We start from the raw sequence: 26,248 nt of genomic DNA on the forward strand, positions 1-26,248 counted from the left end.
CCCTCGTGAGGTAAACGTGAATGCCGACACTGCTCGGGATCGATAGTGGTTTGACAGTCACCAAGGCGGTCATCTTCGATATCGACGGCACGCCGCTTGCAGCCGCACGGCGCCGGGTGACGCAGTTCATTCCGAAGGCCCACCATATCGAGCGCGACATGGATGAATTGTGGAAGGCGACGGCCGATGCCATCCGCGAAGCGATTGCACTCAGCGGGCGGCCGGCAAGCGACATAGAGGGCATTGCCGCTACCGCGCATGGAGACGGCATATACCTGCTCGATCACGCCCGGAAGCCGCTCGGCCGGGCCATTCTCTCGCTGGACAGCCGGGCAGGGGCGATCGTCGACCGGTGGACGAAAAGCGACGTCGCCGATCTGGCAATCGAACTGACGGGGCAGATCCCGCACGTCTCCGCGCCATCGGCATTGCTTGCCTGGATCCGCGAAATCGAGCCTGAGCGCTATAAGCGCATCGGCCATTTTATCAGCTGCAAGGACTGGCTGCGGTTCTGCCTGACCGGGATCATCGGTACGGACCGCACCGAAGCCAGCACCTCCTTCACCAATGTCAAGACGCAGAACTACAGTGAGGACGCCCTGCGGCTGTTTGGCTTGCAGGATCTCGTCCACGCCCTGCCACCAGCCTCGCGCTCCGACCAGATCGTCGGACGCGTGACCCGTGAAGCCGCGCAGGTGACCGGCCTTGCCGAGGGAACGCCTGTCGTTGCCGGTCTGCACGACGTCACGGCCTCGGCGCTCGGGGCAGGGGGCTATGCCAAGGGCGTTGTCGCGGTCATTGCCGGGACCTATTCGATCAACGAGACGCTTTCGTCGGAACCGCGTGTCGACCGGCGCTGGTTCTGCCGCAACGGGATTGCGCCCGGCATCTGGAACAGCATGTCGATCTCCCCGGCATCGACAGCGAATTACGACTGGTTTCTCAACACGCTCTGCGCTGCCGAACGGAAGAATGGCGAGGCGCAAGGCAACTCCATCCACGCCCTGCTGGCGCCTGAGATCGATGCCGCTTTCGAGCGCCCCTCGACGGCGCTCTTCCATCCCTATCTGTTCGGCTCGCCCTATGGCGCGGCGGCCAGCGCCGGTTTCTTCGGGCTCGGCGGATGGCACGATCGCGGCGACATGCTGCGCGCCGTGCTTGAGGGCATCGCTTTCAATCATCGCATTCATGTCGACGCGCTTCGCGACGGCTTTGCCTTCGATCAGGCGCGGCTCGCCGGGGGCATCTCGCGCAACCCTGCCGTCGTGCAGATGTTTGCCGATGTGCTTGGCATGCCGGTCACGGTAACCGAGACGGATGAGGCGGCCGCCTGGGGTGCTGCGCTTTGTGCCGGGTCGGGTGCTGGTGTCTTCGCCGATCCGCAGAGCGATCCGCGCGACACGGCCGCCATCGCAAAGACTTGCCTGCCCGATGCGGCGCGCAGCGCGGATTATGAAAAGCGTTACCAGGTGTTCCGCGACATTGCCGACGCGATGATCCCCCTTTGGCCTAGGATTGCCGCGCTTGCGCCGGAACAATCGGCAAACTGAAAAGACAAATGCCTGCTGCGGCGGGCAATTTAGGACGACGAGCATGACCCCCGATTTGCAGCAGCGCTTCTCGAATCCCGGCGAGAACGATATCGACGTTTTGATCATCGGGGCGGGCATCAACGGCGCCGGCCTGTTCCGCGACCTCTCGCTACAGGGTGTCAATTGCCTGATCGTCGACAAGGCCGACTTTGGTTCCGGCACGAGCGCCGCACCATCGCGGCTCATTCACGGCGGCCTGAAATATCTGGAAACGGGTGAGTTCGGACTGGTTGCGCAATCGACGCTTGAGCGCAACCTCCTGCTCAAGAACGCGCCGCATTGCGTCGAGCCACTGCCGACCTTCATTCCGGTCTTTTCCTGGACCCGCGGTATCTGGGCAGCGATCAGAACGCTCTTCGGGTCGAAGACGGCGCCACGCAGCCGTGGTGCGGTTCTCATCAAGATCGGGCTTCGGCTCTATGACTTTTTCGGTTCACGCGACCAGGTCATGCCGCGCCACCGGCTGATCTTGAAGAAACAGGCGCGCAAGGAAATGCCGCATGTCACCCCCGCCATCGTCGCCGGCGGCATCTATTACGATGCCAAGATCAGCAGGCCGGAGCGACTCGTCTATGAGCTCGTGAGCGATGGTCTCGATGCGAATGCGCGGAGCCTCGCGGCAAATTTCGCGACACTGGCTGCCGTTTCAGAGGGGCATTTGACCTTCCGGCAGCCCGATGGTCGCGATGTCACCGTTGCTCCCAAACTGGTCGTCAATGCGGCAGGTCCCTGGATCGATCACGTCAACAATTTACTCGGCGCCCCATCGCACCTGATCGGCGGCACCAAGGGTTCCCATATCCTGCTTGACCATCCCGAGTTGGTGCGAAGCCTCAACGGCCACATGATCTATTTCGAGGCCGACGACGGTCGAATCTGCCTGGTCTACGACTATCTCGGGCTGGCACTTATCGGTTCGACCGACATTCCGGCCAACGATCCGGACAATGTCCGCTGCGAGGAGCCGGAAACCGAGTATTTCCTCGAAAGCGTCCGTTCGCTGCTGCCGACGCTCCGCTTCGATCGCGACCAGATCGTTTACAGCTATAGCGGTATCCGCCCGCTGCCGGCGTCAGATGCGGCAGCACCGGGGCTAATCAGCCGTGATCACTCCGCGCCGGTGAAGGAGCCAGAGAGCGGCAGACCGTTTCCGATCATTTCGCTGGTCGGAGGCAAGTGGACGACGTTCCGTGGCTTTGCGGAAGAGGTCGCCGACACCGTTCTCTCCCGGCTGCAGCGCAGCCGCAGCCAGTCGACACGCTATCTGGCGATCGGCGGCGGCAAGGCCTTTCCGGCTGATGCCCAGCAACGTAGCGCCTGGATCAGGGATACCGCATCACGCAGCGGCGTTGCCGCCGAGCGTGCCGACGAACTGCTCGCCCGCTACGGCACGACGGGCGCAGCCCTGCTTTCTTCTCCTTCAGGCTATACCGACGAGCAGCGCCTGGCGGGTGCGCCGCGTTACAGTCTCCGCGAGATCGACTGGATCGCCCGGAACGAAATCGTCGTCCACCTGTCGGACATCGTGATGCGTCGTACGACGCTTGCGATCGAGGGCCGGTTGACGCTGGAAGGCCTGCGGGAAATCGCCGGCGTTGCCGGGGCAGCGCTCGATTGGAATGCCGAACGAACGGCAAGCGAAATCCAGGACGTTGTCAGCCAGCTGGGCCGCTTCCACGGCCAAGCACTGACAGGCAAGGTTGCCGCCGAGCCGGAAAAGACACCGCGCCCGGCCTCGGGCTAACCCAGTTTCAAGAGAAAGCCGGATCGAGGGAACCGGACTTGTAACGCTTCGCCATTTCCGAAACGGGAAGGGGCGTGATGCGGCCGGCCATGCCGGCGGTGCCGAACTGTTCGAAGCGTTCCTTGCAGAGCTTGGTCAGCGCCGTCATTGCCGGCTTCAGATATTTGCGCGGATCGAACTCGCTTGGATCTTCCTGCAGCACGCGGCGGATCTGGCCGGTCATCGCCATTCTGCCGTCGGTGTCGATGTTGACCTTGCGCACGCCGTTCTTGATGCCGCGCTGGATTTCCTCGACCGGCACTCCCCATGTCGGTTTCATCTGGCCGCCATACTTGTTGATGATCTCCTGCAGTTCGATCGGGACCGAGGACGAGCCATGCATGACGAGATGTGTGTTCGGAAGCTTGCGGTGAATTTCTTCGATGACGTTCATCGCCAGTACCGAACCGTCCGGCTTGCGGGTGAACTTGTAGGCGCCATGCGATGTGCCCATCGCGATGGCGAGCGCATCGACCTTGGTTTCGCGCACGAACTTCACCGCTTCGTCCGGGTCGGTCAGCAGCTGGTCATGCGAAAGCTTGCCCTCGGCGCCGTGGCCGTCCTCGGCCTCGCCCATGCCGGTCTCGAGAGAACCGAGAACACCGAGTTCGCCTTCCACTGAGATGCCGCCGAAATGCGCCATGTCAGTCACCATCTTGGTGACGCCGACATTATAGGCCCAGTCGGCGGGCGTCTTGGCGTCCGCCTTCAGTGAACCATCCATCATTACCGAGGTGAAGCCCGCCTGGATCGCCGTCATGCAGTTGGAGGGATCGTTGCCGTGATCGAGATGCACGCAGACTGGAATATGCGGATAGATTTCAACGACGGCATCCATCATGTGCTTCAGCATGATGTCATTGGCATAGGCGCGGGCTCCGCGCGACGCCTGCATGATAACCGGCGCCTGGCACGCATCCGCGGCCTCCATGATGGCGAGCGCCTGCTCCATGTTGTTGATGTTGAAAGCGGGAACGCCGTAGCCTTCCTCCGCAGCATGGTCGAGCAGTTGCCTCATATCGATGGTCGATCGAAACGCCGCCATCTCTTTGAAACTAGAGCCCGGGCGCGGGCCGTTCAAGCGCCTTATTTTAACAGGCAAAATGGCATAGGGGGAGGAAAGTAACAAGCATCAATAACAATATCACAAACAGTATGATATTTCTCAAGAGTCATTTCGCATGCACGAGCCGAATGAAATTCGGTGCCTGTGCTGAAGAGACGGGCGTCACGCCCCTTGCCGGCGATGGCAAGAACTCTTCAGCCAGACACCCGTGCGGCCGCTGCGGTTATGGCTTGTCGTTGATGGCAGTCGGCCACCAGTGGAATTCGGAATATCCGGCAAACCGGGTCAGATGAGACCGTATTGTTCCGCCTTATTGCGCAGGAACGGCAGGCCCTTGTCCATGACCTCTTCCATATCGCGTGCAACGGGGCGCCAGACGGCCAGGCCATAGGCGACCTCAGGCGGCATGTTGATGAAGCTTTCCATCGCGAGTCCGCCCTTGAAGCCGATTGCGGCGAGCGCGGCATAGATCGCATCCCACGGGATGTTGCCGTAGCCCGGTGTGCCGCGGTCGCTTTCCGAAAGATGGATGTACTTCAGGTGATCGCGGGCGATCAGGATGCCGTTTGCCGCACCCTTTTCCTCAATATTCATGTGGTAGGTGTCGAGGTGAACGAAGATGTTATCCGCGCCGACGCGCTCCACCATGTCGACGGCCTGCTGCGCCGAGTTGATCAGGTGGTTCTCATAGCGGTTCACCGCCTCGACGCCGAGTTGGATGCCGTGCTTCCTAGCATGCTTTGCCGCGGCGTCGAGCACCTTGGCGATGTTGTCGTATTCGCCCTGCGTCGGTGGCACGCCGGTGCGCTCGCCAATGCCGCCGAAGATGACGCCGGACAGGGCCTCGGCGTCCATTTCTGCGGTCTTTTCGATCGCAACCTTCAGGTGCTCGATTGCGGCATCCGGGCGGACCGAGGCCCAGGCATGTTCCGGCAGGCCGAGCGAGCAGACGGCGCGCAGCTTGTTCTTTTCAAGCAGGGCGCGGGTATGTTTGGCATCGACGGCAGGCGCGTTCAGCAGCGCGATCTCGATGAAATCCATCTTATAGTGCACGGCTCCGGCAATCGCCTTCTCGGCGCCTGCGCGATCCCAGTTCATGGTCCACATGCTGGTGTGAACGCCGAAACCTTCCATGATCGTATCTCCTATTTCACGATTCTGATGAACTTGGCCGAGAACCACCGCAGCACCATCACGACGATGAGCAGGATGCCCCAGACGGCAGTGGTGAGGTGCTGGTTGGCGCCGAGCAGGTTGAGCCCCGAAGAGAGAAGCTGCAGCACGATGAGCGCCACGAAGACGGGCAGGACGCGGCCGAAGCCGCCGAAAGGATTGATGCCGCCGAGAAAGCAGGCAAGCACGGTGATCAGCAGATAGGACTCGCCGTGGCCGACGCGCACCGAATTGAAGCGCGCAAGCATGATGATGCCGGCAACCGCAGCCATCACGCCGGAGAGCATGTAGACCAGCACCAGAACCTTGCGGGTGTTGATGCCGGAATAGCGGGCAGACTCGATATTGGAGCCGATCATGTAGGTGGAAAAGCCGAGCTTGGAGCGCGAGAGCAGAATGTGGCTGGCGATCACGCAGGCGATCAGGATCAACAAAGGTACCGGGATGCCGAGGATGCTGCCGTGGCCGATCGGAGCGATGAAGGTAGGGAAGCCCGAGATATCGCCGCCGCGCGTCAGGAACTCGCCGAGGCCGCGTAGGAAGATCATCATCGACAGCGAAACGAGGATCGGATGGGCGCGGGTAAAGGCGATGACCAGGCCCATGACCAGGCCGCTGGCGGCGCCGACGGCAACCGCCTGAGCCGAGCCGATCAGGAAGGCGCCCGGGCCGGCATCGATCCCGCCATTGGCCTGCAGCGTCCAGGCGAGCGTCAGGCCGGCGATGTTGGCGGTGAAGGTGATCGCAAGGTTGAGGCCGCCGGTGAGGATCGGCATCAGCATGGCAAGCGTCAGAACGCCCAGCTCGGGAAGCTGAAAGGCGACCGATCCGAAGGTCGCGCCCGTCAGGAAATGCGGCGAGGCGAAACTGAAGACGACAAGCACGGCCGCCAGCGCGGCGAGGGGACCGGCCATGTCGGCCCCGAAGATGGCGTTGAAGCGGGCGGCGAGCGCGTTCATCAGTTCTCTCCCCTGTCTGCAGGCCTGTCACCGGTCGATTTCCGGGTCGCAAACACCGGCACCAGATTGCCGATGCGGGCGCTCGACAAGGTGATCGCAACGAGGATGATCGCGCCGACGATCATCTTGAAGGCGAAGGGCGAGACGCCCATCAGGTTGAGGCCGTTCTGGGTGATCGAGACGAGCAGTACGCCCAGCACGCAACCGAGCACCGAGCCCTTGCCGCCGCCCAGCCGCGCCCCACCGAGCACCACGGCTGCGAGCACATCGAGTTCGCGGCCATAAAGGGCGTTCGGCACGACCTCCTGCGCATAATGCGCCTGCATGAGCCCGGCGATGCCTGCCATCAACCCAAGCCAGCCGAAGGCGATGAACTGCACGGCGCCGATATTGATGCCGAAGCGACGCGCGCCTTCCGGATTGTCGCCGAAGGCATAGAGCTGTCGGCCGGTCGTCGTGCGGGTAATGAAGAACCATGTGGCGAGCGTGCAGACGGCCATGACCACAACCGGCAAGGTGATCTCAGCCCAGCTCCCATCGGCCATTTCGCGCTCGTAGATGATGACGCGGCTCGTCAGCCAGTCGGGCAGATTGTAGATCGACACCCCCTTGGTGAAAAACATCAGCAAGCCGAAATAGACGTTGAAGGTCGCGATCGTCGCGACGATCGAGATGATGCGGAAGCGGTGGATCAGGAAGGCGTTGATCACGCCGAGCACGATGCCGATGCCGGCCGCAATCAGGAAGCCGGATACCCATCCACCCCCGCCGATCCTCTCGAGCGCAAGTGCAGTGACATATTGCACGATCGAGGCTGCGACCGCGAAGGAGATGTCGATCCCGCCTGATATCAGCACCACGAGCAGGCCAACGGCAAAGATAATATTGACCGCGCTGATATTGAGCAGGTCGAAGACATTGCCGAGCGTGAAGAAACGGTCGGTCATGAAAGCCAGGACAATGCTCATCGCGAGGATGACGGCAAACAGCACGAATTCAGTTGTATGGGACAAGAACAGCTTACGCATAGACCGCCGCCTCCAGGTCTTTCAGCGTAGTCGCGCGCGGATCATGCCAGCCGGCGATGCGGCCCTTTTCCATATGGATGATCCGATCGGCGTTAAAATAGACCTCCGGCACCTCGTCCGAAATCAGGATGATCGCCAGCCCCGCCTCGGCGAGGCGTGCAACGATTTCGAAGATGCCGGCGCGGGCGCCGACATCGACGCCGACCGTGGGCGCATCGAGGATCAGCACCTTGGGATCGGTGGCGAGCCATTTGGCGATCGCGACGCGCTGCTGGTTGCCGCCCGAAAGCGTCGAGATCGCATCGTCCTGCTTGCCGATCCTGACGCCGAGATCGGCGATCCAGCGCGCGACCAGCGAGCGCTTCTTTTCCGGCGAGATGAGCCCGCGGCCCAGGATACGGTTGAGGGAGGCCATGACCAGATTGTCGGCGATGGATTGCGGCTGGTTGAGACCGAGCGAAAGGCGGTCTTCGGAGAGATAGGCGACGCCTGATGTGATCGCCTCGCGGTTGGAGGCAAAGCGCACCGGCTTTCCCTCCAACACGATCGTTCCGGCGGCGGGCCGGCGCATGCCGAACAGCGTGAGCGCGAGTTCGGTGCGCCCGGAGCCGAGCAGGCCGGTGATCCCGAGGGTCTCGCCGCGGCGCAGATCGAAGGAGATGTCCTCGAACTCGCCAGGCCGGGAAAGCTTGCTGACAGAAAGCAGGACCGGGTTATGCGATAGGTCGCGGGCGCGAACATTCTGGTCGAAGGTGCGCCCGGTCATCAGCTCGGTGATCTTAGACTGGGTCATGCCTTCCACCGGATAGACACCGACCAGCGCACCATCGCGCAGCACCGTGATGCGCGAGGAAATTTCCAGCACTTCCGCAAGGCGATGGCTGACGAAGACCACGGCAACGCCCGAAGCCGACAGCGTGCGCACGATCGCCAGCAGATGATCGGTCTCAGACTGGGTGAGCGAGGCGGTCGGCTCGTCCATGAAGACGATGCGGGCCTCTCCAACCAGCGCGCGGGCGATGGCGACGATCTGACGCTGCGCGATGGCGAAGTCCTTGAGAGGCCTGTCGACGTCGAGGGTGATGCCGAGCCGGGCGAGTGCCTCCTCGGCTGTTCCGCGGATCGCGGCATAATTGACGAAGCGCGGGCGCGAACCGGAAAGGGTCTGGAAGGCGATGTTTTCGGCCACGCTCATTTCCGGAAAGAGCGCGAGGTCCTGCCAGATGATCTGGATGCCGCGGGACTGGGCCATGCCAGGCGTCATGTGGGATATCGTCTCACCGTCGAAGACGAACTCGGCGCCGTCTGCAGGCCGATAGACGCCTGATATCACCTTGATAAGGGTGCTCTTGCCGGAACCATTCTCGCCGGCCAAGCAATGCACCTCGCCGGGCAGGACTTCGAAGGAGACGTTTTTCAGCGCCTTCACACCGCCGAATGTCATGTTGATGCCGCGAAGTGAAAGAAGCGGCTGGGCCTCCACACCATCATCCGTTGCCATGCTCATGCCGGTTGCCTGTCCAGTCGAATGCCATGAAAGGTCAATGGTCCAGCCATGGCCGGGTATCGCTCTTTTCCCGAACGCCGGGCCGGTCCGTATCGACCGGCCCGACACCCGGGGAGGGGGCCTCTTCAGAGGCCCATTGCGGCCAGGTCGTCGACCGTATCCTTGTTGATCGGCAGCAGCTGATCGACGATGATGTCGTTACCAACAGGCTTGATCACGCCGAGACCCGGAATGTCATCACCTTCCTTGATGCTCTCGCCCTTGATCAGGCGATCGGCGAGCGTGACGAAGACTTCGCCGGCCTGCTTCGGATTCCACATGAAGCCGCCCGATATCGCGTCGGACTTGATCAGCTTCTGGCCCTGGCCGGGCGAGAACGGGCCGAGCACGAAGATTTTGCCCGTCTTGCGGCGTTCTTCGACAGCGCGCCCGGCACCGATCGGGCCCTGGCTGCCGAAGGCGAGGAAGCCTTTCAGATCCGGATGGGCAGCGATGAGATCAAGCGCCGTCGAGCGGCTTTTGTCGACATCTTCTGCGACGCCATAACGGTCGCCGACGAGTTTCATGTCCGGATAATTCGCCTTGATATAGGCGATTGCGGCGTCCGCCCAGGCATTGTGCAGCGGAACGGTCAGCGAGCCGACGAAGACGGCATATTCGCCCTTGCCACCCATCTTTTCGGCGAGCAGCTTGCCATGCGCCTCACCAAAACCGGTCGACGACGCGAGTTCGAAATTCCAGTCGGCGCCCTTCTGCGAGGGCGATTCATGCGTAATGACCTTGATGCCGGCGGCTTGCGCCTTGGTGAGCACGGGCTCGAGCACCTTGGCATCGTTCGGCACCACACCGATGACCTTGACACCCTGGGCGATCAGGTCTTCGATGGCGCGCACCTGCAGCGCCGGGTCGGCGCTGGTCGGGCCGATCATGAAGGCATCGACGCCTAATTTCTTGCCCTGTTCCTTGATGCCGGCTTCCATCGCATTGAACCATGGAATGCCGCCGATCTTGACGACAACGCCGACCTTCGGTGCGTCCTGCGCAAACGCGACCACCGCCCCGGCAAGCGACAGCGATGCGGCAAATGCCGCTACGATAAGTCTCCTCATCTTCACTCCTCCTCAAGGTCGCTCATGGCGAACGACGACCACCGGCCGCTTTGCGGCAGGTTGTTCCTGGTTGCTTCTTGGCGAGGGAACACCCTTGCCTCCCATCCCGCCTCCTCCGGCGAACCATTTTTGCGCAATCGATCTTTCTTTTTTGCACAATCGATGGTGCAATGACTATCGATCAAGGTAGGGCTTTCGTCAAGAGGGGTTTGTTTCTAAGGGAACGACAGCGGAAAAGGCGAGATATGGCAGACATCAGCAAGAAGAAGGCGACAATCTACGATCTCTCGATCCTATCGGGTGCGTCGGCTTCTACCGTAAGCGCCGTGCTGAACGGAAGCTGGCGGAAGAGGCGTATCAAGGAGGCGACGGCCCAACTCATTCAGAACCTGGCGAACGAGCACGGATATACGGCAAATCTGCAGGCCCGCGGCCTGCGTTCGTCCCGCTCCGGCCTCGTCGGTCTTCTGCTGCCGGTGCACGACAACCGCTATTTCTCCTCCATGGCGCAATCATTCGAGGCACAGGTCAGAAGCCGCGGCCAGTGCCCCCTCGTCGTCAGCGCCTGTCGCGATCCGGACGAGGAGTGCCAGGTCGTCGAGACACTGATCTCCTATTCGATCGACGAACTTTTCATCGCCGGCGCAACCGATCCGGATGGTGTACACAAGGTCTGCGAAAAGGCAGGGCTGAAGCACGTCAACATCGATCTGCCCGGTACGCTGGCGCCGTCGATCATCAGCGACAATTATGAAGGTGCGCGCATGCTGACGCAGGCGATCATCCAGCGCGCGCAGGAGGATGGCCCGCTTTCACCTGACGATCTGTACCTGTTCGGCGGTCGCAACGACCATGCCAGCCACGAGCGAATTCGCGGTTTCCGCGACGTAAAGCGCGCACTTCTGGGCGCGGATCCGGATGTCTGCATCCAGCCGACCGGTTATTCCCCAGCCATGACGGCGCGTGCCTTTGAAGCCTTCTACGAAGGCCACGGAAAGCTGCCGCGCACATTTTTCGTCAATTCCTCGATCAATCTCGAAGGGCTGATGCGCTTCCTCGCACTGCACCCGCATGAAACCTTCGCCGACATCATCGTCGGCTGCTACGACTACGATCCCTTTGGCTCCTTCCTGCCGTTCCCCGTCTTCATGATCCGGCAGGACAGCGAGGCGATGATCACCCAGGGGTTTGCGATCCTCGATGCGGACCGCGGCCCGCCAATCACGCATCTGGTGCGGCCGACACTCGTCCCACCACGCACGGCGCTGACCGGCCCACTCGATGCGCTGAAGGATATCGAGTGATGCGTCCCGCCTCGTTTGAGAGGCTGGGCTGACGGAGCAGCAATCTGTGTGATGCCTTATCGGCTCTAGCTTTCTGTGATGCGGCGATCCTCATCCGAGCCGACGGAGAGCTGCTTCCAGTCCAGGTCCTCCTGCAGCTCGAGATATTGCGTCGCGCCGATCTGATCTGTGTCGCGCAATTCCTCCAGGCGCTGGCGCTGGGCGAGAACGGCGGCGATCGTCAGGTCGCGGCGCCGATCGAGCGCCGAAGCCTTGTTTGCCTCGGTTGACGCGGTCCAATGGTCCCTGCAGATCGTCCGGATCGCTTCGGCCTCAGTGCCGACTTCCTTCTCAAGCCGCTGAAAGGCCGCTTCGGCGAGCGATCTTCGGGCCACCTTGAGTTCATCACGGACTTCTGCCTGCCGACCGAGTTTCAGGAGATGGATCATCGGAGCCAAGGTCGCCCCTTGAATAACCAGGGTTGCGAGCACCACCGCGAAGGCTGTGAGCACGACCAGGTCTCGCTCGGGAAAGTCGGCGGGGAGCGCAAAGGCCGTCGCCAGCGTAACGAGGCCACGCATACCGGCCCAACCCACCAGGAAGGTCTCCCCGGATGTGAAAGGCGCCAATTCATGGCCGCTTCGGTGACGAGACCCAACGACGGCGTGAAGCAGGAAAGCCATCGCCATGCGCGCCAGGATGACGCCTACAACCACGATGACGGCAAATCCCATCGCGCGCTGAAGCTCTTCAGCCGACATCGCCTCAAGGATGCGGCGCGCCTGCAGGCCCATCAGCAGGAAAGCCACCACGTTCAGCAGGAAGACGACGGTCGTCCAGACGGCGAAGGAATGTACCCGCATCCGCGGTGAATCCCTGACCGAAGAGAGCGTGGCGAGCGTCATCGCGCTCGCCACTGTGGCAAGGACAGCCGACAGATGCAGATGTTCGGCGATCAGCCATGTTGAAAAAGCGTAGACGAATTGAAGCAGGGTCCCGCCGACCGTGTTCTCGGTTATCGGCCGAAGCCGCGAGACAAAAAAGCCGAAGACGATGCCGAACAGGATCCCTCCAGGTGCGGCGATCCCCACCTGAAGTGCCGTTCCGGCATCCAGCCCACCACGCGCCTGGACAGTCAGCGCGGCGCCGAAAAGCAGAAGTGCGGTCGCGTCGTTGAACAGGCTTTCTCCCTTGAGCAGGGCATCTACACGCCGGGCGACGGGCAAATTGGAAAGGACTGCCGTGGCGGCTGCGGCATCGGGCGGCGAAACAATTGCGCCAAGTGTGACCGCAACCGCAATCGGAAGCCCGACGGTCAGCATGCTGATCGACACGACCACGCCTGTCGTGACGAGAACGGCGACGACCGCATAGAAGAACAGCGGCAGCAGCATGCGCCGCGCCGCCCCCACCGGGAAGTCATAGGCCGAATCGACAAGGACGGGCGCAATGAACAGGGCAAGCGCCGTCGGAGGATCGATCGGAATCGTCGGCGCGCCTGGCAACATCGCCACGGCGACGCCGGCGGCAGCCAGAATGCCGGGGTAGGGCAGGCGCATGCGACGCGTGACCTGCAGCAGCAGGATGGCAACCGCCAGCAATGCAACAAGTGTTTCGAAGAACGTCATGTCAGCATACTAGCAGGCTTTCGGGCACATTGAAGCGGGTGCAACCCCGATGTAAAGCTTGTGTCGTGTCAAGCTGATGACGCAGCGGCGGAGGGCGACGATGGACTACGAGGTTGCGATTGTCGGGGCTGGCGCAGCCGGCATTGCAGCAGCAAAGAGGCTGGCCGATGCCGGGCGCTCGGTCATCATGCTGGAGGCCAGCAACCGCGTGGGCGGACGAGCCTGGACAATCGAACTGGCGGGAATGCCACTGGATATGGGTTGCGGCTGGCTGCACTCTGCCGAGCGCAATCCTCTCGTCGCCATCGGCCGTGAGGCCGGGTTCAATATCGAGCGCGGACCGACGGCGTGGCAAAGCCAGTGGCGCGATCTCGGCTTCACGCAGGATGAGCGCGCGGCTGCGGCGGCCGCATGGAACGCGCTTGAAGAGCGGATGCGGGCAAATCCACCCGCCAGCGACAGGGCGTCGGACGCACTGGAGCCCGGCGGCAAATGGAACGCCTACTGCCAGTCCCTCAGCGGATATATGAACGGCGCACCGCTCGATCGGCTGTCAGGCGCTGACTTTCTTGCCTATGACAACGCGGCGACCGATGCCAATTGGCGGGTGCGTGAAGGCTATGGGAGTCTGATCAGCGCGGCCGTTCCGAACGTAGCCTTGCGCCTTTCGGCCCCTGTTCGACGCGTGACATTGACCGCGAGTGGCGTCCTGCTGGAGACCGACCGCGGTCCGGCCACATCAGGTGCCGCGATCATCACGTCATCGACCACCGTTCTGGCCCGCGGAGCCATTATCTTCGACCCGGAGGCCGACGATCACCTCCATGCCGCAAGTCAGCTACCGCTTGGCCTCGCAGACAAGCTGTTTTTGGAACTCCATGGCAATCATGGTCTGGCGCCGGAAACCCATCTGCTCGGCGACCCGCAAAATGCCGAGACCGGCAGCTATTATATCCGGCCGCTCGGCCGGCCAATCATCGAAGGCTTCTTTGGCGGAAACGGCGCTGTCGTCATCGAACGCGCGGGTTTGGTGGACGCATTTGCCTTCGCACTCGACCAGCTGTCATCGCTGCTCGGCAGTAACATTCGCCGCCATCTGCGGCCCCTCACGGCCTCTTCCTGGTGTCGTACCGATTGGATAGGCGGCTCCTACAGTCATGCACTGCCCGGCCATGCGGGCGCACGCGCAGTCCTGGCGCGCCCGGTCGGCGACCGGCTGTTTTTCGCCGGCGAGGCGACGCACCAGTCCGACTTTTCGACCGCGCATGGCGCATGGGAAAGCGGGTTGCGGGCCGCCGACCAGGCTGCGGCTGTTCTAACACGCTCATTATAAAGCAGGGTGCATCTTATGACCCTCAACGCACCGATACCCCTGGCCGACCATTACCAGCTGGCAGAATTTCACGATTGCCCGGTTCGGATTGTCTTATGTGAATTATAGATCGTTTATGCTGACAGTGCCGGCATTTCGTCGTGCTATTTAAGGTTCAATTTAGCCGAAACTGCCAGGGCCATTGCCCGGCGACTGACCCCCAGTTTGGAAAACACGTTCTTGAGGTGGAATTTCACCGTAGGCTCGGAAAGCCCGAGCGCGCGTGCGATTTCCTTGTTGCTCTTGCCTTCATGTAGGCAGAGCAGGACCTGTTGCTCGCGTTGGCTGAGAAGACTTTTGCCGCCAAGAGGACCCTTGATCCGGCGGCCGTTATCGGCCGGTTTGCCGAAGACGCTTCTTTCACCCTGGCCAATTATACGACCGATGAAGTCGACGGCATCGGCACTGAAGACCTTCAGGCCGAAACGCCGCACGATCGCCCGCACGACCGTGGAGAATTCTAGCCCCTCGTCCTCGAAAAGCTGGGTTACCTCGTGCGAGCGAGCACGCGCGATCGCAAACTGGAAATATTCGAGTGCCTGGGCATGCCGGCCGTCGTTCCAGGCGGCAACTGTTGCCAGAATTTCCGCCGCCAGCAGGTGATAACCGCTGCCGTTCGCGCGGCTTCGCGCCATCACGATCTCCAGATTGGCGAGCCCTTCGCCTGGACGTCCCTGAGCTTTGAGAAGGCGCGCTTGCGCGACGAGGAAATCGTTTTCCTCGCGCCAGGTCCAGAAGTGCCCGAGTTCAGGATCGCGCAACGATGAAACCAGCCGCTCGACGAGAAGCACCGCCGATTCAATCAGGCCGGTCTTCGAGAAGATATCGACTCGCATGATGTCGGCCGCAATCTTCAGGCGCGGCAGCGCGCGTTCGACGGCGACCTCTTCCGCCTTGTCGATCGCTGCCATTGCCAGATCGAGACCGCTCAACCGCAGCCGACTGCGGGCCAGCAGCGAAAACATCCGGGAATAGATATCGACCCAACCTTCGCCCTGGACGACGGCATTGACCGCCTCGCCAAGGCTCTTCTCGACCAGAGCCATCTCGCCCTGGAGGTAGAGAACATCCGCCGTCGCGACACGGCAGATCGCTTCGAGATTGATGTCGGTCCACTGCGCGCTTTGGATCAGGTCCTGCGCCTCCCGGCAGAAAGTCAGCGCCGCCGAGAAGTTGCCGGCCAGGGTATTGACCAGCCCCAGATGGATGAGCATGAAGATCTGGGCATAGGCCGTCTTTTCCTCGCGATAATAGGCCAATGCCTTCAAGGCACTCAGCCGGGCAAGGTCGAGATTGCCGCGCCTGGTATAGGCGATGCACAGATGGTTGTAGATCCAGCCGAGCTCCCAGGTCGATTGCGGCGAGAAACCTGACGCCATTCGTTCGAGATGCAAGATCTGCGCATCGTCGAGATGAAGATCCTCATAGATATCGACCAGCCCGTCGATGTGATCGAGTGTCGATGCCTCGATCGTCAGGAACTCATCGCCATGCAAGGCCCGGCCTTGCTTGATCGCTTCCATCCGCTCGCGCGCCGCCTTGATGTGCCCCTTTTTCGCGAGGACCAGCACGTAGCACAATGACAGGCTCGGAGATTCGTGAATGACGCCGGCAGGCAGGTCGTCGATCAGATGTTCGAGCACTGTGTGGCCGGCGCGGATGAAGAGATTGACGCCGCCGGCCTGCCGGATCGTCTGTGCGGCGAGCGAAAAGTTGCCGGCGCGCGCCGCATGCGAAACCGCCCTTTCCAGGAACCCGCGCTCGGCAAACCAGATCGCCGCGATGGAGTGAAGCGTTGCCTCGTCGGTCTGGGGATCACCGGCAAGCTCGGTCGTCAGGCACTTCCGCACGATCGGATGAAGCCTGTACCAGGCCGCACCCATCTGACTCTTTTCGATCAGCGGGCTCATATCCTCGAGCAGCCGAAGGTCATCTGCCTGCAGATCGGTGCCGGAGAGATGGCTTGCCAGCTCCAGCGGGAATTCCTCCAGGATCGACGTGACGCATAGCGTTCGGCGAAGCGCCGGCGACAGCGGACGCAGGATCGCTTCGTCGATATGGCGGAAGAGATCGGGATGTTCGCCGGCCAGCAGCCTGTTGCGCTCGTCTATACCGCCGCTCTCCATCACGCCGAGCGCGATCTGCGTCAAGGCCGGCCATCCACGGGTGGCGCGTACGAAGTTTGCGACATCGCCAGTATTGATGGTGCGGGGAAACAGGCTGCGGATCTCGTTGCGGCTGAAGGCGAGGTCGACGGCGTTGATCTCCGTGACAAGACCGCGCACCCTGAGGCGGGCGAGCGGCAGCGGCAGTTTCTGCTGCGATGCGCAGACAATCCTCAGATTGTCGGGGGCACCTAAGAAAAATCCGTCGAGGAAAGCCTGCACGTCGGGTGAGGAAGCAATATCGAGCTCGTCGATGAACAGGATCGCGCCGCTTTCCCGGTCGGCGACGATGTCGAACAGGTCCCTCAGAGAGGCGGGAGGCCGTGGGGTGTGGATGCCGAGCGCCAGGCAAAGATCAGCTAGCAGTTCGGCAGGTCGGCCATGCGAGGGACCGAGCGTGATCCAGCCGCAATGACCGACGCCGCCATCGAATAGCGACTGAAAATAATCGGAGCCGGAAGTAACCGCCTCATATCCTGCCTTGAGCAGCGCCGTCTTGCCGAAGCCAGACGGTGCATGGACGACGACGATCTGGCGCGCCAGACCGTCGCGGATCTTAGAAAGGGGAAAGGGACGGTCGATGGCCGTGAACAACATGCGCGGTGGGCGAAACCGGGAACCTAGCGTCTTCGGTTCACGCCCGCCGGGGCGGGTTGCAGTTTTGCCTTCGGAACGACTGTGATGCATCCAAAAACGCCTCGCTCATTCGATCATCCTGACTTGCGAGCTTTAAGAAGCATATCCCGTGCCAGCGCAGATCTAACCAGCCTCGAGCGGTGCGTAATTCTGCGCCAGGCCGAAGGCAGCGGGACCGAAGACGTCCAATGCCTCCGGTGTGCGCATGATCGGCGGCACCTTGACGCCAAGCACGTTGACCCGCTGGCCATAACGCAGGCGTTCGGTGGTTATCGGTTCGGCAGTATCGGCTTCGAGGATGCAGATAAGATCCGGCACGATCGCCAGCACCCTGCCATCTTCCTCGGCCACCAGATTCTCGTTCTGGATCTGGATGCGCACCGGCCTGCGGCTTGTGTCGAAAGGTTCGATCGTCACGACGCCGACGGACCAGCCGTTCTGCTCGCGCCGCGAGACGTCGACCACCTTTCCCGAGGCCAGAAGGCGCGCGGTCTCGTAATGCGTTCCGGAGAAGAATTCGATCAGGTCGGCGAGCGGATCGCGATGCGCGGCAAGCGCCAGCCGGATGGTACGTCCGATGCCGATGGCAAGCGACATCGTTCCGGGAACGGATACGCGACGGGTCGTGCGGCCATCCATGCCGTAATTGACGAGATAGGACTGGCCGCCCATTCGGATCGTAACGCCGCGAGCGAGCCATTCGGCCTTGGCCGCACTTTCCGTCTCGATGATGACGACGTTTCCCTGCTCGTCGGCGACGGTCAGCGGTGCGGCAGGCACGCCATAGACGTTGAAGGTCTCCATTTCGAGCTGCGGAAAGGCGCGGCCCATGCCGTCCGCGTCGATGACCGGGAGCCGGCATTCCGCCGCCAGCATGATCGGCACCATCGAGTTGATGCCGCCGGCCTCAAAGGGGATGATCGCCCCCATCGCCTTGCCGACACGTTTCTCGTAAGCCCTGAGTGCAAGTCCAATCTCTTCGCCACTCGGCATCTTCTCGATCAGGATCGTCGGCGCTCCCATCGCGCCGCAGGCGGCGACCTCGATGCCGTCAGGCACGTCATCGAGCGCCAGGAGATCGACCGGGCCGTGGCGTTCGATCGCCGCCTTTGCCATGAGTTTGCCGATATAGGGATCGCCGCCGCCGCCGGTGCCGAGAAGGGCTGCGCCGACCGCCAGATCGTCGATATCCTCGTTGGTGATGATTGCCATGTGTTCAGCCGATCTCTTCGATGGAAGTGAAGGGTTCCTTCAGTCCGAAGCAGGCAGGGCCAAAGACATCGAGCGCCTCCGGTGTCCGCATGATTTCGGGAACGGAGACGGCAAGCACGGTGACGCGCTGTCCGTAGCGAAGGTTTTCGCTGGTGATGGGTTCGGCCGTTTCGGTGTTCATGATGCAGATGAGATCGGGCACGATCGCCTTCACCTTGCCGTCAACGCGGGCGATCAGGTTCTCGTTCTGGATCTCGATCTCCATCGTCGAACCGAAGGGCGGCAGCCCGCCGATCGTAACGCGGCCGATCGAAAATCCGGCCTTGGTCTCGCGCATGACATCGGTAATTTTGCCGCCGAAGATGATGCGCCCGTAGCGGTAGAGCGTCGAAGGCAGAAATCCGAGCAGCGCCTCGATCGGATTCTCGTGCGAGCTTTTGGCGTTGCGCAGGACTTCGCCGATGCGGATGGCGAGGCTCAGCGTGTTCGGAATGGCGGTGCGTTTGACGTCGGCGCCCGACATTGCATATTCGGCGATATAGGCGCAGCCGCCCATCCGGATGGCGACGGCGCGCGAAAGCCATTCCATCTGGCGGTTATCGACCGCCTCGATGATGGCACAATCACCATATTCGTCGCTGACGGCCATCGGGCTGCCGGAGACGCCGTAGACGCCGAAGGTTTCCATTTCGAGAAAGGGAAAGGCGCGGCCCATGCCGTCACCGTCGACCACGGGCAGGCCGAGGCGGGCGCCGACGACAAGCGGGATTGTCGAGTTGATGCCGCCGATCTCGATCGGCATGGTCGCCTGCGCCTTGCGGCCGAGATGGCGTTCGAGCCGCTGTAGCGAAAACATCGCCTCCTCGCCGCTCGGGATCTTCTCGACCAGCACGGTCGGCGCACCCATCATGGCGGTCGGAATGACCAGCATGTCGTCCGCCAATTCGCTGGGATCGATGATGTTCACCTCCAGCCCTTCGTCAAGGCATTGCTGCACCATCAGCCGGCCGACATAGGGATCGCCGCCACCTCCGGTCCCGAGGAATGCCGCGCCGACGGCAAGGTCGCAGAGTTGTTGACAGTTGAGTTTCATAGGGTCCTCATCCGATCACGAGATCGCCGATAGCTTTGACGCGGATGCGCGTCGCGCTGCCCGGCAGATAGGCGAGCGGCACCTCCTCGATATCCATGATCTTGACCGTTCCGGCCTCTGCACCCGCCTTCACGGCGCGCTCCTCGGCTTCCTTCTTGGCGCCACCGAGCACGATGTCGCGAGAGGTACCTTCGAGCGAGAAGATGCGGTCGACCTCGCCGCCGACCTGCGCGATCGCAGCGCCGATGGCGTTGGCAACGGAGGCGTTCTCAGGACGGATGACGCGGGATGCGGAGGGCAGGTCGCGCGAGATCAGGATCGAACCACCACCGACCAGGATGACGGGCAGGGGCTCGGCGCTCGTCTTCATCCGGTCGACCGCCTCGTCGGCCATGCGGTGGATGGTATCGAGCGCCGTCTTAATCGTCCTTGCCGGGATATGAGCGACGCGAGAACGGTCGCCGATATCCTCGAGGCCGGCCGCGACGATGATGTCCGTCGTGGTCAGGGTATCGCCGCCGAAGATCAGGGCGCGGGAGGTGATTTCGTAGCCGACCGAATCCGGGCCAATGCGGGCACCGTCGTCGCGCACGATCGAGCCGCCGCCGAGACCGATCGCGAGCACGTCGGGCATGCGGAAATTGGTTCTGACCCCGCCGATATCGACGGCGACAGCGGATTCGCGCGGGAAGCCCTGCATCAGCATGCCGACATCCGACGTGGTCCCGCCGATATCGACGACCATCGCCTCCTTCTCGCCGGCAAGCATCGCGGCGCCCCGCATGGAATTGGTCGGGCCGGAGGCGAATGTCAGCACCGGATAACGCTCGACGTAATCAGGCACCATCAGTGTCCCGTCGTTCTGGCTGATATAGAAGGGCGCATTGATCGCCAGTTCCTTCAGGGCGTTACGGAAGGAGTTGACGACTTTGCGCGACAGGTCGGCGAGCGACGCATTCATCACCGACGCGTTTTCGCGTTCGAGGAAACCGACCCGGCCGACTTCGTGGCTGAGCGATATCGACAGGCCGGGGATCTCGTTGCCGAGAATCTCGGCGGCCCGCAGTTCCATATCAGGTGTCACCGGCGAAAACACCGAGGTGATCGAGGCTGCCTTGAGCCCGCGGCTGCGGATCTCACCGGCGATGCGCAGGATCTCGGGCTCATCGAGCGGCGCGATCTTGCGGCCGTCGAATTCGTTGCCGCCACGCACCATGAAAGTGTGGCGGCCGAGTGTGTCGGCCAAATCCTTCGGCCAATCGGTCATCGGCGGCAGCGCCTTGGTCGCCGGCAGGCCGAGCCGGATAGCGGCGACTTCGAGCAGCCGCTTGCGCTCGACGACAGCATTGGTGAAATGCGTCGTGCCGATCATCACCGCCTGGATTTCCGAGACCGAGACGCCGGTCATCGACAGCACCTGCTTCAACACGGCGACAATGCCGGAGCCGACATCGCTGGTCGTCGGGCTCTTGCACGCGCCGAGTACCAGCGGGCCGTCCATCATAGCAGCATCGGTATTCGTGCCGCCCACATCTATTCCAATACGCATCATGACCTCCGTGAGAATATGCCTGGCCGTTGGCACCGGAGCGGATGGCTCCGGCGCTGGCAATGATCGCTGTTTCCGTGTTGCTTCAGGCGACGAGTGCCTCGGATCGGTCGGGGTCCCAGCCGACCGTGACTGCGGCGCCGGGGGAAAATCGTTCGGTGCGGGACTGGTTCTGGCGCTCGGCGACGATCTCCTGCGAGCCGACTGCCAGCCGGTAGCGCACCAGCGCGCCTTGATAGGTTTCGCTGACGACCGTCGCGGGAAGGCTGACGCAGGATGAGTTGTCGGGACCGATGATGACGTTCTCGGGGCGAACTACTAGCTTTGCCGCCTGCCCGGCGGCCAGGCCTTCGGGACCCCGCGTCGGCAACACGGTTCCCTCCAGCAGCACGGTCATGCCTTGCCCGTCATTGGCGCCGACGGTGACGTCGATCACGTTCGAATGACCAATGAAGGTGGTGACAAACAGCGTCTTCGGCCGTTCGTAGATTTCCTCGGGCGTCCCGACCTGGACGATGTGCGCCTTCTGCATGACGCCGATGCGGTCGGACATCGTCAAGGCCTCGTCCTGGTCGTGGGTCACATAGACGGTGGTGATGCCGAGCTTCTTCTGTAGATCCTTGATCCAGTATTTCATTTCCTCCCTGAGGCTCTTGTCGAGTGCCGACAGCGGCTCGTCGAGAAGGAGGATGCGGGGCTCCGTCACCAGCACGCGGGCAAGGGCGACACGCTGCTGCTCGCCACCCGAAAGCTGGCGCTGGAAACGCTCCTCATATCCGGAAAGCCCGACCTGGCGCAGCGCGGCGGTGACGCGCTTGCGGATCTCCTCCTTCGGCAGCTTCCGGAGCTTCAGGCCGAAGGCGATATTGTCGGCAACGTTCATGTGGGGGAAGATCGCGTAGTTCTGGAACACGATGCCGATGTCGCGTTTCTCCGGCGGCAATCTCGTCACGTCGTCGCGGCCGATGAGAATCTCGCCGCCGCTCGGCGGCACGAAGCCGGCAATCATCCGGAGCGTCGTCGATTTTCCGCATCCCGATGGGCCGAGAAGGGAAAAGAACTCTCCTTCGGCGATGTGCAGGTCGATGCCGGCGACCGCGACGCTATCGCCGTAGGATTTAGCGAGCTTTTTCAGATGGATATCGGACATGCGGCGAAGGCTCTCCTGTTATGAAGATGTGCGACGGGCGGCGCGGAACCGCCCGTCGCGGCGGCATCAACTGGCGAAAATGCCGTTGACCGTTTCGACGATGTCGTCTTCGTTTTCGAGGTAGGAATTCCAGTCCGGCACCCAGAAGCCCTTGATGGCGTCGGCGCTGTTGACGACGCCGGCCTTGGCGAGATTGTCGGGCAGGACGGCGTTGCTGACCGTCGGGCGCAGGTAGAATTCCTTGCCCATATTGCCGATGAAGGTCGGATCGAGGGCGCGGTCAAGAAGCGCAAAAGCGAGCTTCTTTTGCACCGGCTCGGCATAACGGCTGATCGTATAGGTCTGCGTCAGGATCGGCTGCTGTTCGGTCCAGTACCAGAAGGCGAAAGGCGCGCCCTTGTCGCGGGCCTGCATCGGCTCGGCATCGTCGAGCACGGCGACCACCACTTCGCCGCGGTCCATCAGCGTTTGCATGTTGCCGGTGAAATCGGAGATCTTGGCCGGCATCAGCGCCTTCATCGCCTCGTAGCCGGCATCAAGATCGTACTGATCCTTGCCGAAGATACCGCAGGCGACGAGGAAGAAGTCCATCTGCAAGGTGTTTGACGTGATGTAGGTGCCGCGCTTGCCCGCGAATTCCGGCTTCCAGAGATCCTTGAACGACGAGGGCGGCGGCGAAACCAGATCGGTGCGGTAGGCATAACCATACTGGTTGAAGGCCCAGGTGACGCCGACGCCATTGGCGGTGGCGAAGGGCCACAGGTTCTTGGCGTTCGGCACGTTCGGCAGCAGTTCGTCGAGTTTTAGGAAGAAATCGCCGGCCTTTGCCGTCTTGAACATCTCCGGCAAGTTCCAGTTGGTAATGTCGAGCGGCGGCTTCTCGGCGCCGCCGGCGACGAATTTTGGGAACCAGGGCCAGGTCGAGTCGTATTCGATCTTGCAGTTGAACTCCTTCTGGAAGTCGGTCAGCAGGTATTTGTTGACCAGTTCACCCCAGGGGCCGCCCCATTCGCCGACGCGCAGCACGGCGCCGCCGGCATCGAAGACCTTGCCGTCGAAGACAACATCCTGCGACCAGGCGTGATTGATGTTGAACAGGGGCAGTGTTGTGGCAGCGACGCCCATCTTCAGGATCGTGCGGCGGGTATGCCCTGTCGTTTTCTCAGTCATGAAGTTCCCCTTTTTTGCTCTATCGTTGATGTGAAGGCGTGGCGGTATTCATCCCCCGAAGGTGCGTTTCAGGTTGACGAGTCTGGAGGTCAGCACGGTGGAGAGAATGACGAGTGCGATGGCGAAGATGCCCGCGGCGGCGGCCGTCGGCTCGAACTGGTAGCGCATCGAGACATACATCGCGATCGGCAGCGTCTGCAGGTTCGGCGTCGACAGAAACAGCGTGACTTCGAACTGGCCGAACGAGACGATGAAAGCGAAGATCGTGCCCGCCGAAATTGCCGGCCCGATGATCTTCAGCGTCACCAACCGGAAAGCGGTGAAAGGCGAGGCGCCAAGGCTGCGGGCGGCCTCTTCCAGCGAGCGGTCGAAACCGACCAGTGCCGCCGTCACCGTCGCGACGACGAAGGGGCAGGTGACGATCACGTGGCCGATAATCAGCCCCGGCATGGTGCGGGCAAGGCCAATGCCCGTGGTCACGTAGAAGACATAGAGGGCAAGTCCTAGCACCACGCCGGGCAGCACGATCGGCAGCATGAAGAAGCCGCGCAAGATGCTGGAGGTACGGCTCTGCGAGCGAGTCAGATAGATCGCCGCCATCGTGCCGATCACCGTCGAGATCAGCGTCGAGACCAGTGCGATCATGAAGCTGACGCCGTAGGCCGAGAGGAAGACGGGCGAAGTCAGGAACGCCTCTATCCAGCGCAGCGACAGGCCCTCCGGCGGAAAAGTCAGGTAATCGCCCGAGTTCAGGCCGGCAAGCACCACGATGAAGACCGGCACCAGGAGGATCGCCAGCGACAGCAGCGAGATGGCCTTGAAGGCAAGGGGGATGGCGGATTCTTCACGCATCAGGTGCGCCCCCCCGAGGTTCTGACCGCCGCCTGGTGGTAGACCGCAACGGCTGCTATGCTTGTCACGAAGAGCACCACGGCGATGGCGGCACCGAACTGCCAGCGCCCGACCTCGGCGATCTGCTGATAGATATGGATGGGCAGCACCATCACCTTCCAGCCGCCCATCAGAGCGGGAACGACATAGGAGCTGATCGAAAGCGCAAAGACCAGAAGCGTGCCGGCCAGGATTCCGGGCATCGAGAGCGGCAGCACGATGGTGACGAAGGCGTGCCAGCGCGAGGCGCCGAGACTGCGGGCCGCCTCTTCCAGCGAGGGATGGATCGCCTTGATGATGCCGATCAGCGACAGCACCATGAAGGGCAGGGTGATCTGCACTAGCCCGACGATGACGCCGAAGACATTGTACATCAGCGGCAGCGGCGCTGTTATCGCTCCGACCCTGAGGAGAAATCCGTTGATGAGGCCGTTATCGCCGAGCAACACCATCAGCCCATACATGCGGATGACCATGTCGAGCTGCATGGAGGACAGGACGAGGATCATTAACAGCGTGGCGCAGCTCGGCTTCACCGTCTTTGCGATGACGTAGGCGAGGGGATAGCCGAAGAACAGGCAAGTGGCGCCGACGATGGCGGAGATCCAGATCGAGCGCAGGATCGATTCATAATAGCTCGCCCGTGTGAAGATGCGGACGAAATTGTCGAAGGTGATCTGGCTGTTGAGGGCGATGACGCCGGCGGCGGACTTGTTGAAGGCGAGCCCGAACAGTGATGCGGTCGGGATCACGAAGAAGACAAGGAAGACGAGGAATGCCGGGATGACCAGCCACCACAGGCGGAAATCCTGAAGGGCGGTGGTCGATCCTTTCCGCTTTTCCGTTCGTGTCATGGTGTCCGTTTGCGCAATCGCCATCTCTGTCCCCTCAATGGAACGTCCAGCGTTCTCTCATTCGGCCGCAAGCGGCATGGGCAGATGAATGTAGTCGTAGCCGAGCAACTGTTTTTCGGGCGGCTGTGGGAAGGTCAGCTTGCTGTGGGCAAGGTTCGAACGCACCAGCGCGGCAGCAACGGAAACAGCGGCAGGAATGGGATCGATGACAGGCACGTCGATCCCGTGCGTCAGAAGTCCCTCGCGCAAAGCGAAGGCGCAGCCCATCAGGCCGGTGCAGCCGAAGACGAGCGCCTCGGCGCCATCTTCCTCAACCGCCCGGATACCTTCCTTGATCAGCATCGCCTTCGTCCGGTCGAGGTCTTCCTCGAGTTCCAGAACGGGAATATCGACGCTGCGCACCGAAGCCAACTTGGTCGAAAGGCCGGCGACGGCCGCGGTGTTTTCGAAGGACGCGCGCAGCCGACGCATCACTGTGAGGACGGAAAACCGGTGGCCGAGCATCGCCGCAAGGTGCATGCCGGTCTCGCAGGGGCCGAGCACCGGGATCGTCACGGCTTCCCGCGACGGCCTGAGGCCCGGATCGCCCATGCAGTCGATAATGACGGCATGGACGCCGTCATTCTGCGCCTTGATCACTTCGGCAATCGTTCCCGGCACCGAAAGGGCAGCTTCGAATTCGCTTTCGATCGATCCCGGTCCCGCCGTAATCTGCGAGTGGCTAACCTTGATGCCGGGATATTCCAACGCCCGGAGATCGGCGACTTTGCGAAATCCTTTGGTGACGATCGGTGACACCACGCGAATTTCTACGACGCTATCCTGCACGGCCGGCCTCCTTGATGCGCAATTCGCTCTGGGCAATTCATGGACTTACGGTGCCGCAGTCCGCCCCGGCTTGGAAGTTCTGAAATGAGTAGGTGCGGATGTGATTCGGATGGGTCATCGGCCGGTATGGATGGTGGAGAACCTATTCGAATGGATAGGGTGCACTAGAAAAAGCGTTTTTAAAACAAATACTTCTCGAT

Annotated in this window: 20 protein-coding genes; 4 read left to right on the forward strand and 16 right to left on the reverse strand. The window is 62.0% G+C overall.

What is annotated here, in order from left to right; genetic code table 11:
* Positions 1–20 precede the first annotated feature (20 nt).
* A complete protein-coding gene (locus tag U5G49_RS28090; protein ID WP_193444450.1) occupies positions 21–1,550 on the forward strand; it encodes an FGGY-family carbohydrate kinase in 1,530 nt (509 codons plus the stop codon).
* Between the two features lie 43 nt (positions 1,551–1,593).
* Positions 1,594–3,336, forward strand: a complete 1,743-nt coding sequence (locus U5G49_RS28095; RefSeq protein ID WP_193444449.1) for a glycerol-3-phosphate dehydrogenase/oxidase — start codon at positions 1,594–1,596, stop codon at positions 3,334–3,336.
* Positions 3,337–3,343: 7 nt separating this feature from the next.
* Here the strand turns inward: U5G49_RS28095 and fba are convergent, their stop codons facing one another.
* From fba to U5G49_RS28125, 6 genes are all read right to left on the reverse strand, one after another.
* Positions 3,344–4,420 carry a class II fructose-bisphosphate aldolase gene (fba, locus tag U5G49_RS28100; RefSeq protein ID WP_193444448.1) on the reverse strand — a complete coding sequence of 359 codons (1,077 nt, stop codon included), beginning with the start codon at positions 4,418–4,420 and terminating at the stop codon, positions 3,344–3,346.
* Positions 4,421–4,726: 306 nt separating this feature from the next.
* Positions 4,727–5,575, reverse strand: a complete 849-nt coding sequence (locus U5G49_RS28105) for a sugar phosphate isomerase/epimerase family protein (RefSeq protein WP_193444447.1) — start codon at positions 5,573–5,575, stop codon at positions 4,727–4,729.
* An 11-nt stretch (positions 5,576–5,586) separates the two neighbouring features.
* Positions 5,587–6,573, reverse strand: coding sequence for an ABC transporter permease (locus U5G49_RS28110; RefSeq protein ID WP_193444446.1), 987 nt, complete (start codon positions 6,571–6,573; stop codon positions 5,587–5,589).
* Positions 6,573–7,601: an ABC transporter permease gene (locus tag U5G49_RS28115; RefSeq protein WP_193444445.1), complete on the reverse strand. Its 1,029-nt coding sequence runs from the start codon at positions 7,599–7,601 to the stop codon at positions 6,573–6,575. Before U5G49_RS28115 ends, U5G49_RS28110 begins: the two co-directional genes overlap by 1 nt.
* Complete coding sequence (locus U5G49_RS28120) at positions 7,594–9,108, reverse strand: sugar ABC transporter ATP-binding protein (protein WP_193444444.1); 1,515 nt, start codon at positions 9,106–9,108, stop codon at positions 7,594–7,596. The genes U5G49_RS28115 and U5G49_RS28120 overlap by 8 nt, the downstream gene beginning before the upstream one ends.
* Before the next feature lie 125 nt (positions 9,109–9,233).
* Complete coding sequence (locus U5G49_RS28125) at positions 9,234–10,217, reverse strand: autoinducer 2 ABC transporter substrate-binding protein (RefSeq protein ID WP_018516620.1); 984 nt, start codon at positions 10,215–10,217, stop codon at positions 9,234–9,236.
* Positions 10,218–10,462: 245 nt separating this feature from the next.
* Between U5G49_RS28125 and U5G49_RS28130 the strand changes: the two genes are divergently transcribed.
* The gene (locus tag U5G49_RS28130) at positions 10,463–11,521 is read left to right on the forward strand and encodes a LacI family DNA-binding transcriptional regulator (RefSeq protein ID WP_193444443.1); all 1,059 of its coding nucleotides are present in this window, start codon (positions 10,463–10,465) and stop codon (positions 11,519–11,521) included.
* A 65-nt stretch (positions 11,522–11,586) separates the two neighbouring features.
* Here the strand turns inward: U5G49_RS28130 and U5G49_RS28135 are convergent, their stop codons facing one another.
* Positions 11,587–13,128: a cation:proton antiporter gene (locus U5G49_RS28135; RefSeq protein ID WP_193444442.1), complete on the reverse strand. Its 1,542-nt coding sequence runs from the start codon at positions 13,126–13,128 to the stop codon at positions 11,587–11,589.
* A gap of 100 nt (positions 13,129–13,228) precedes the next feature.
* Here U5G49_RS28135 and U5G49_RS28140 point away from each other — a divergent pair, with 100 nt between their 5' ends.
* On the forward strand, positions 13,229–14,461 hold the full coding sequence (locus U5G49_RS28140) for a flavin monoamine oxidase family protein (RefSeq protein WP_193444441.1): 1,233 nt from the start codon (positions 13,229–13,231) through the stop codon (positions 14,459–14,461).
* A 143-nt stretch (positions 14,462–14,604) separates the two neighbouring features.
* Here the strand turns inward: U5G49_RS28140 and U5G49_RS28145 are convergent, their stop codons facing one another.
* The 9 genes from U5G49_RS28145 to U5G49_RS28185 all read right to left on the reverse strand — a co-directional run bounded on the left by U5G49_RS28145 (position 14,605) and on the right by U5G49_RS28185 (position 26,048).
* A complete protein-coding gene (locus U5G49_RS28145; protein ID WP_193444440.1) occupies positions 14,605–17,352 on the reverse strand; it encodes a LuxR C-terminal-related transcriptional regulator in 2,748 nt (915 codons plus the stop codon).
* Between the two features lie 72 nt (positions 17,353–17,424).
* Positions 17,425–18,513: a DUF917 domain-containing protein gene (locus tag U5G49_RS28150; RefSeq protein WP_193444439.1), complete on the reverse strand. Its 1,089-nt coding sequence runs from the start codon at positions 18,511–18,513 to the stop codon at positions 17,425–17,427.
* 4 nt (positions 18,514–18,517) lie between these two features.
* Positions 18,518–19,606: a DUF917 domain-containing protein gene (locus U5G49_RS28155; protein WP_193444438.1), complete on the reverse strand. Its 1,089-nt coding sequence runs from the start codon at positions 19,604–19,606 to the stop codon at positions 18,518–18,520.
* 7 nt (positions 19,607–19,613) lie between these two features.
* Positions 19,614–21,155, reverse strand: coding sequence for a hydantoinase/oxoprolinase N-terminal domain-containing protein (locus U5G49_RS28160; protein WP_193444499.1), 1,542 nt, complete (start codon positions 21,153–21,155; stop codon positions 19,614–19,616).
* An 85-nt stretch (positions 21,156–21,240) separates the two neighbouring features.
* Positions 21,241–22,305 (reverse strand): ABC transporter ATP-binding protein, encoded by a 1,065-nt coding sequence (locus U5G49_RS28165; RefSeq protein ID WP_193444437.1) that lies wholly within the window; start codon positions 22,303–22,305, stop codon positions 21,241–21,243.
* 66 nt (positions 22,306–22,371) lie between these two features.
* Positions 22,372–23,475 (reverse strand): ABC transporter substrate-binding protein, encoded by a 1,104-nt coding sequence (locus tag U5G49_RS28170; protein ID WP_018444811.1) that lies wholly within the window; start codon positions 23,473–23,475, stop codon positions 22,372–22,374.
* 48 nt (positions 23,476–23,523) lie between these two features.
* Positions 23,524–24,327, reverse strand: coding sequence for an ABC transporter permease (locus U5G49_RS28175; RefSeq protein WP_193444436.1), 804 nt, complete (start codon positions 24,325–24,327; stop codon positions 23,524–23,526).
* Positions 24,327–25,244 (reverse strand): ABC transporter permease, encoded by a 918-nt coding sequence (locus U5G49_RS28180; RefSeq protein WP_193444435.1) that lies wholly within the window; start codon positions 25,242–25,244, stop codon positions 24,327–24,329. The genes U5G49_RS28175 and U5G49_RS28180 overlap by 1 nt, the downstream gene beginning before the upstream one ends.
* Positions 25,245–25,277: 33 nt before the next feature.
* The gene (locus U5G49_RS28185) at positions 25,278–26,048 is read right to left on the reverse strand and encodes an aspartate/glutamate racemase family protein (RefSeq protein ID WP_193444434.1); all 771 of its coding nucleotides are present in this window, start codon (positions 26,046–26,048) and stop codon (positions 25,278–25,280) included.
* Between the last annotated feature and the right edge of the window lie 200 nt (positions 26,049–26,248).

Origin of the sequence: Rhizobium indigoferae (assembly GCF_034554815.1) — a bacterium.
GTDB lineage: Bacteria > Pseudomonadota > Alphaproteobacteria > Rhizobiales > Rhizobiaceae > Rhizobium > Rhizobium leguminosarum.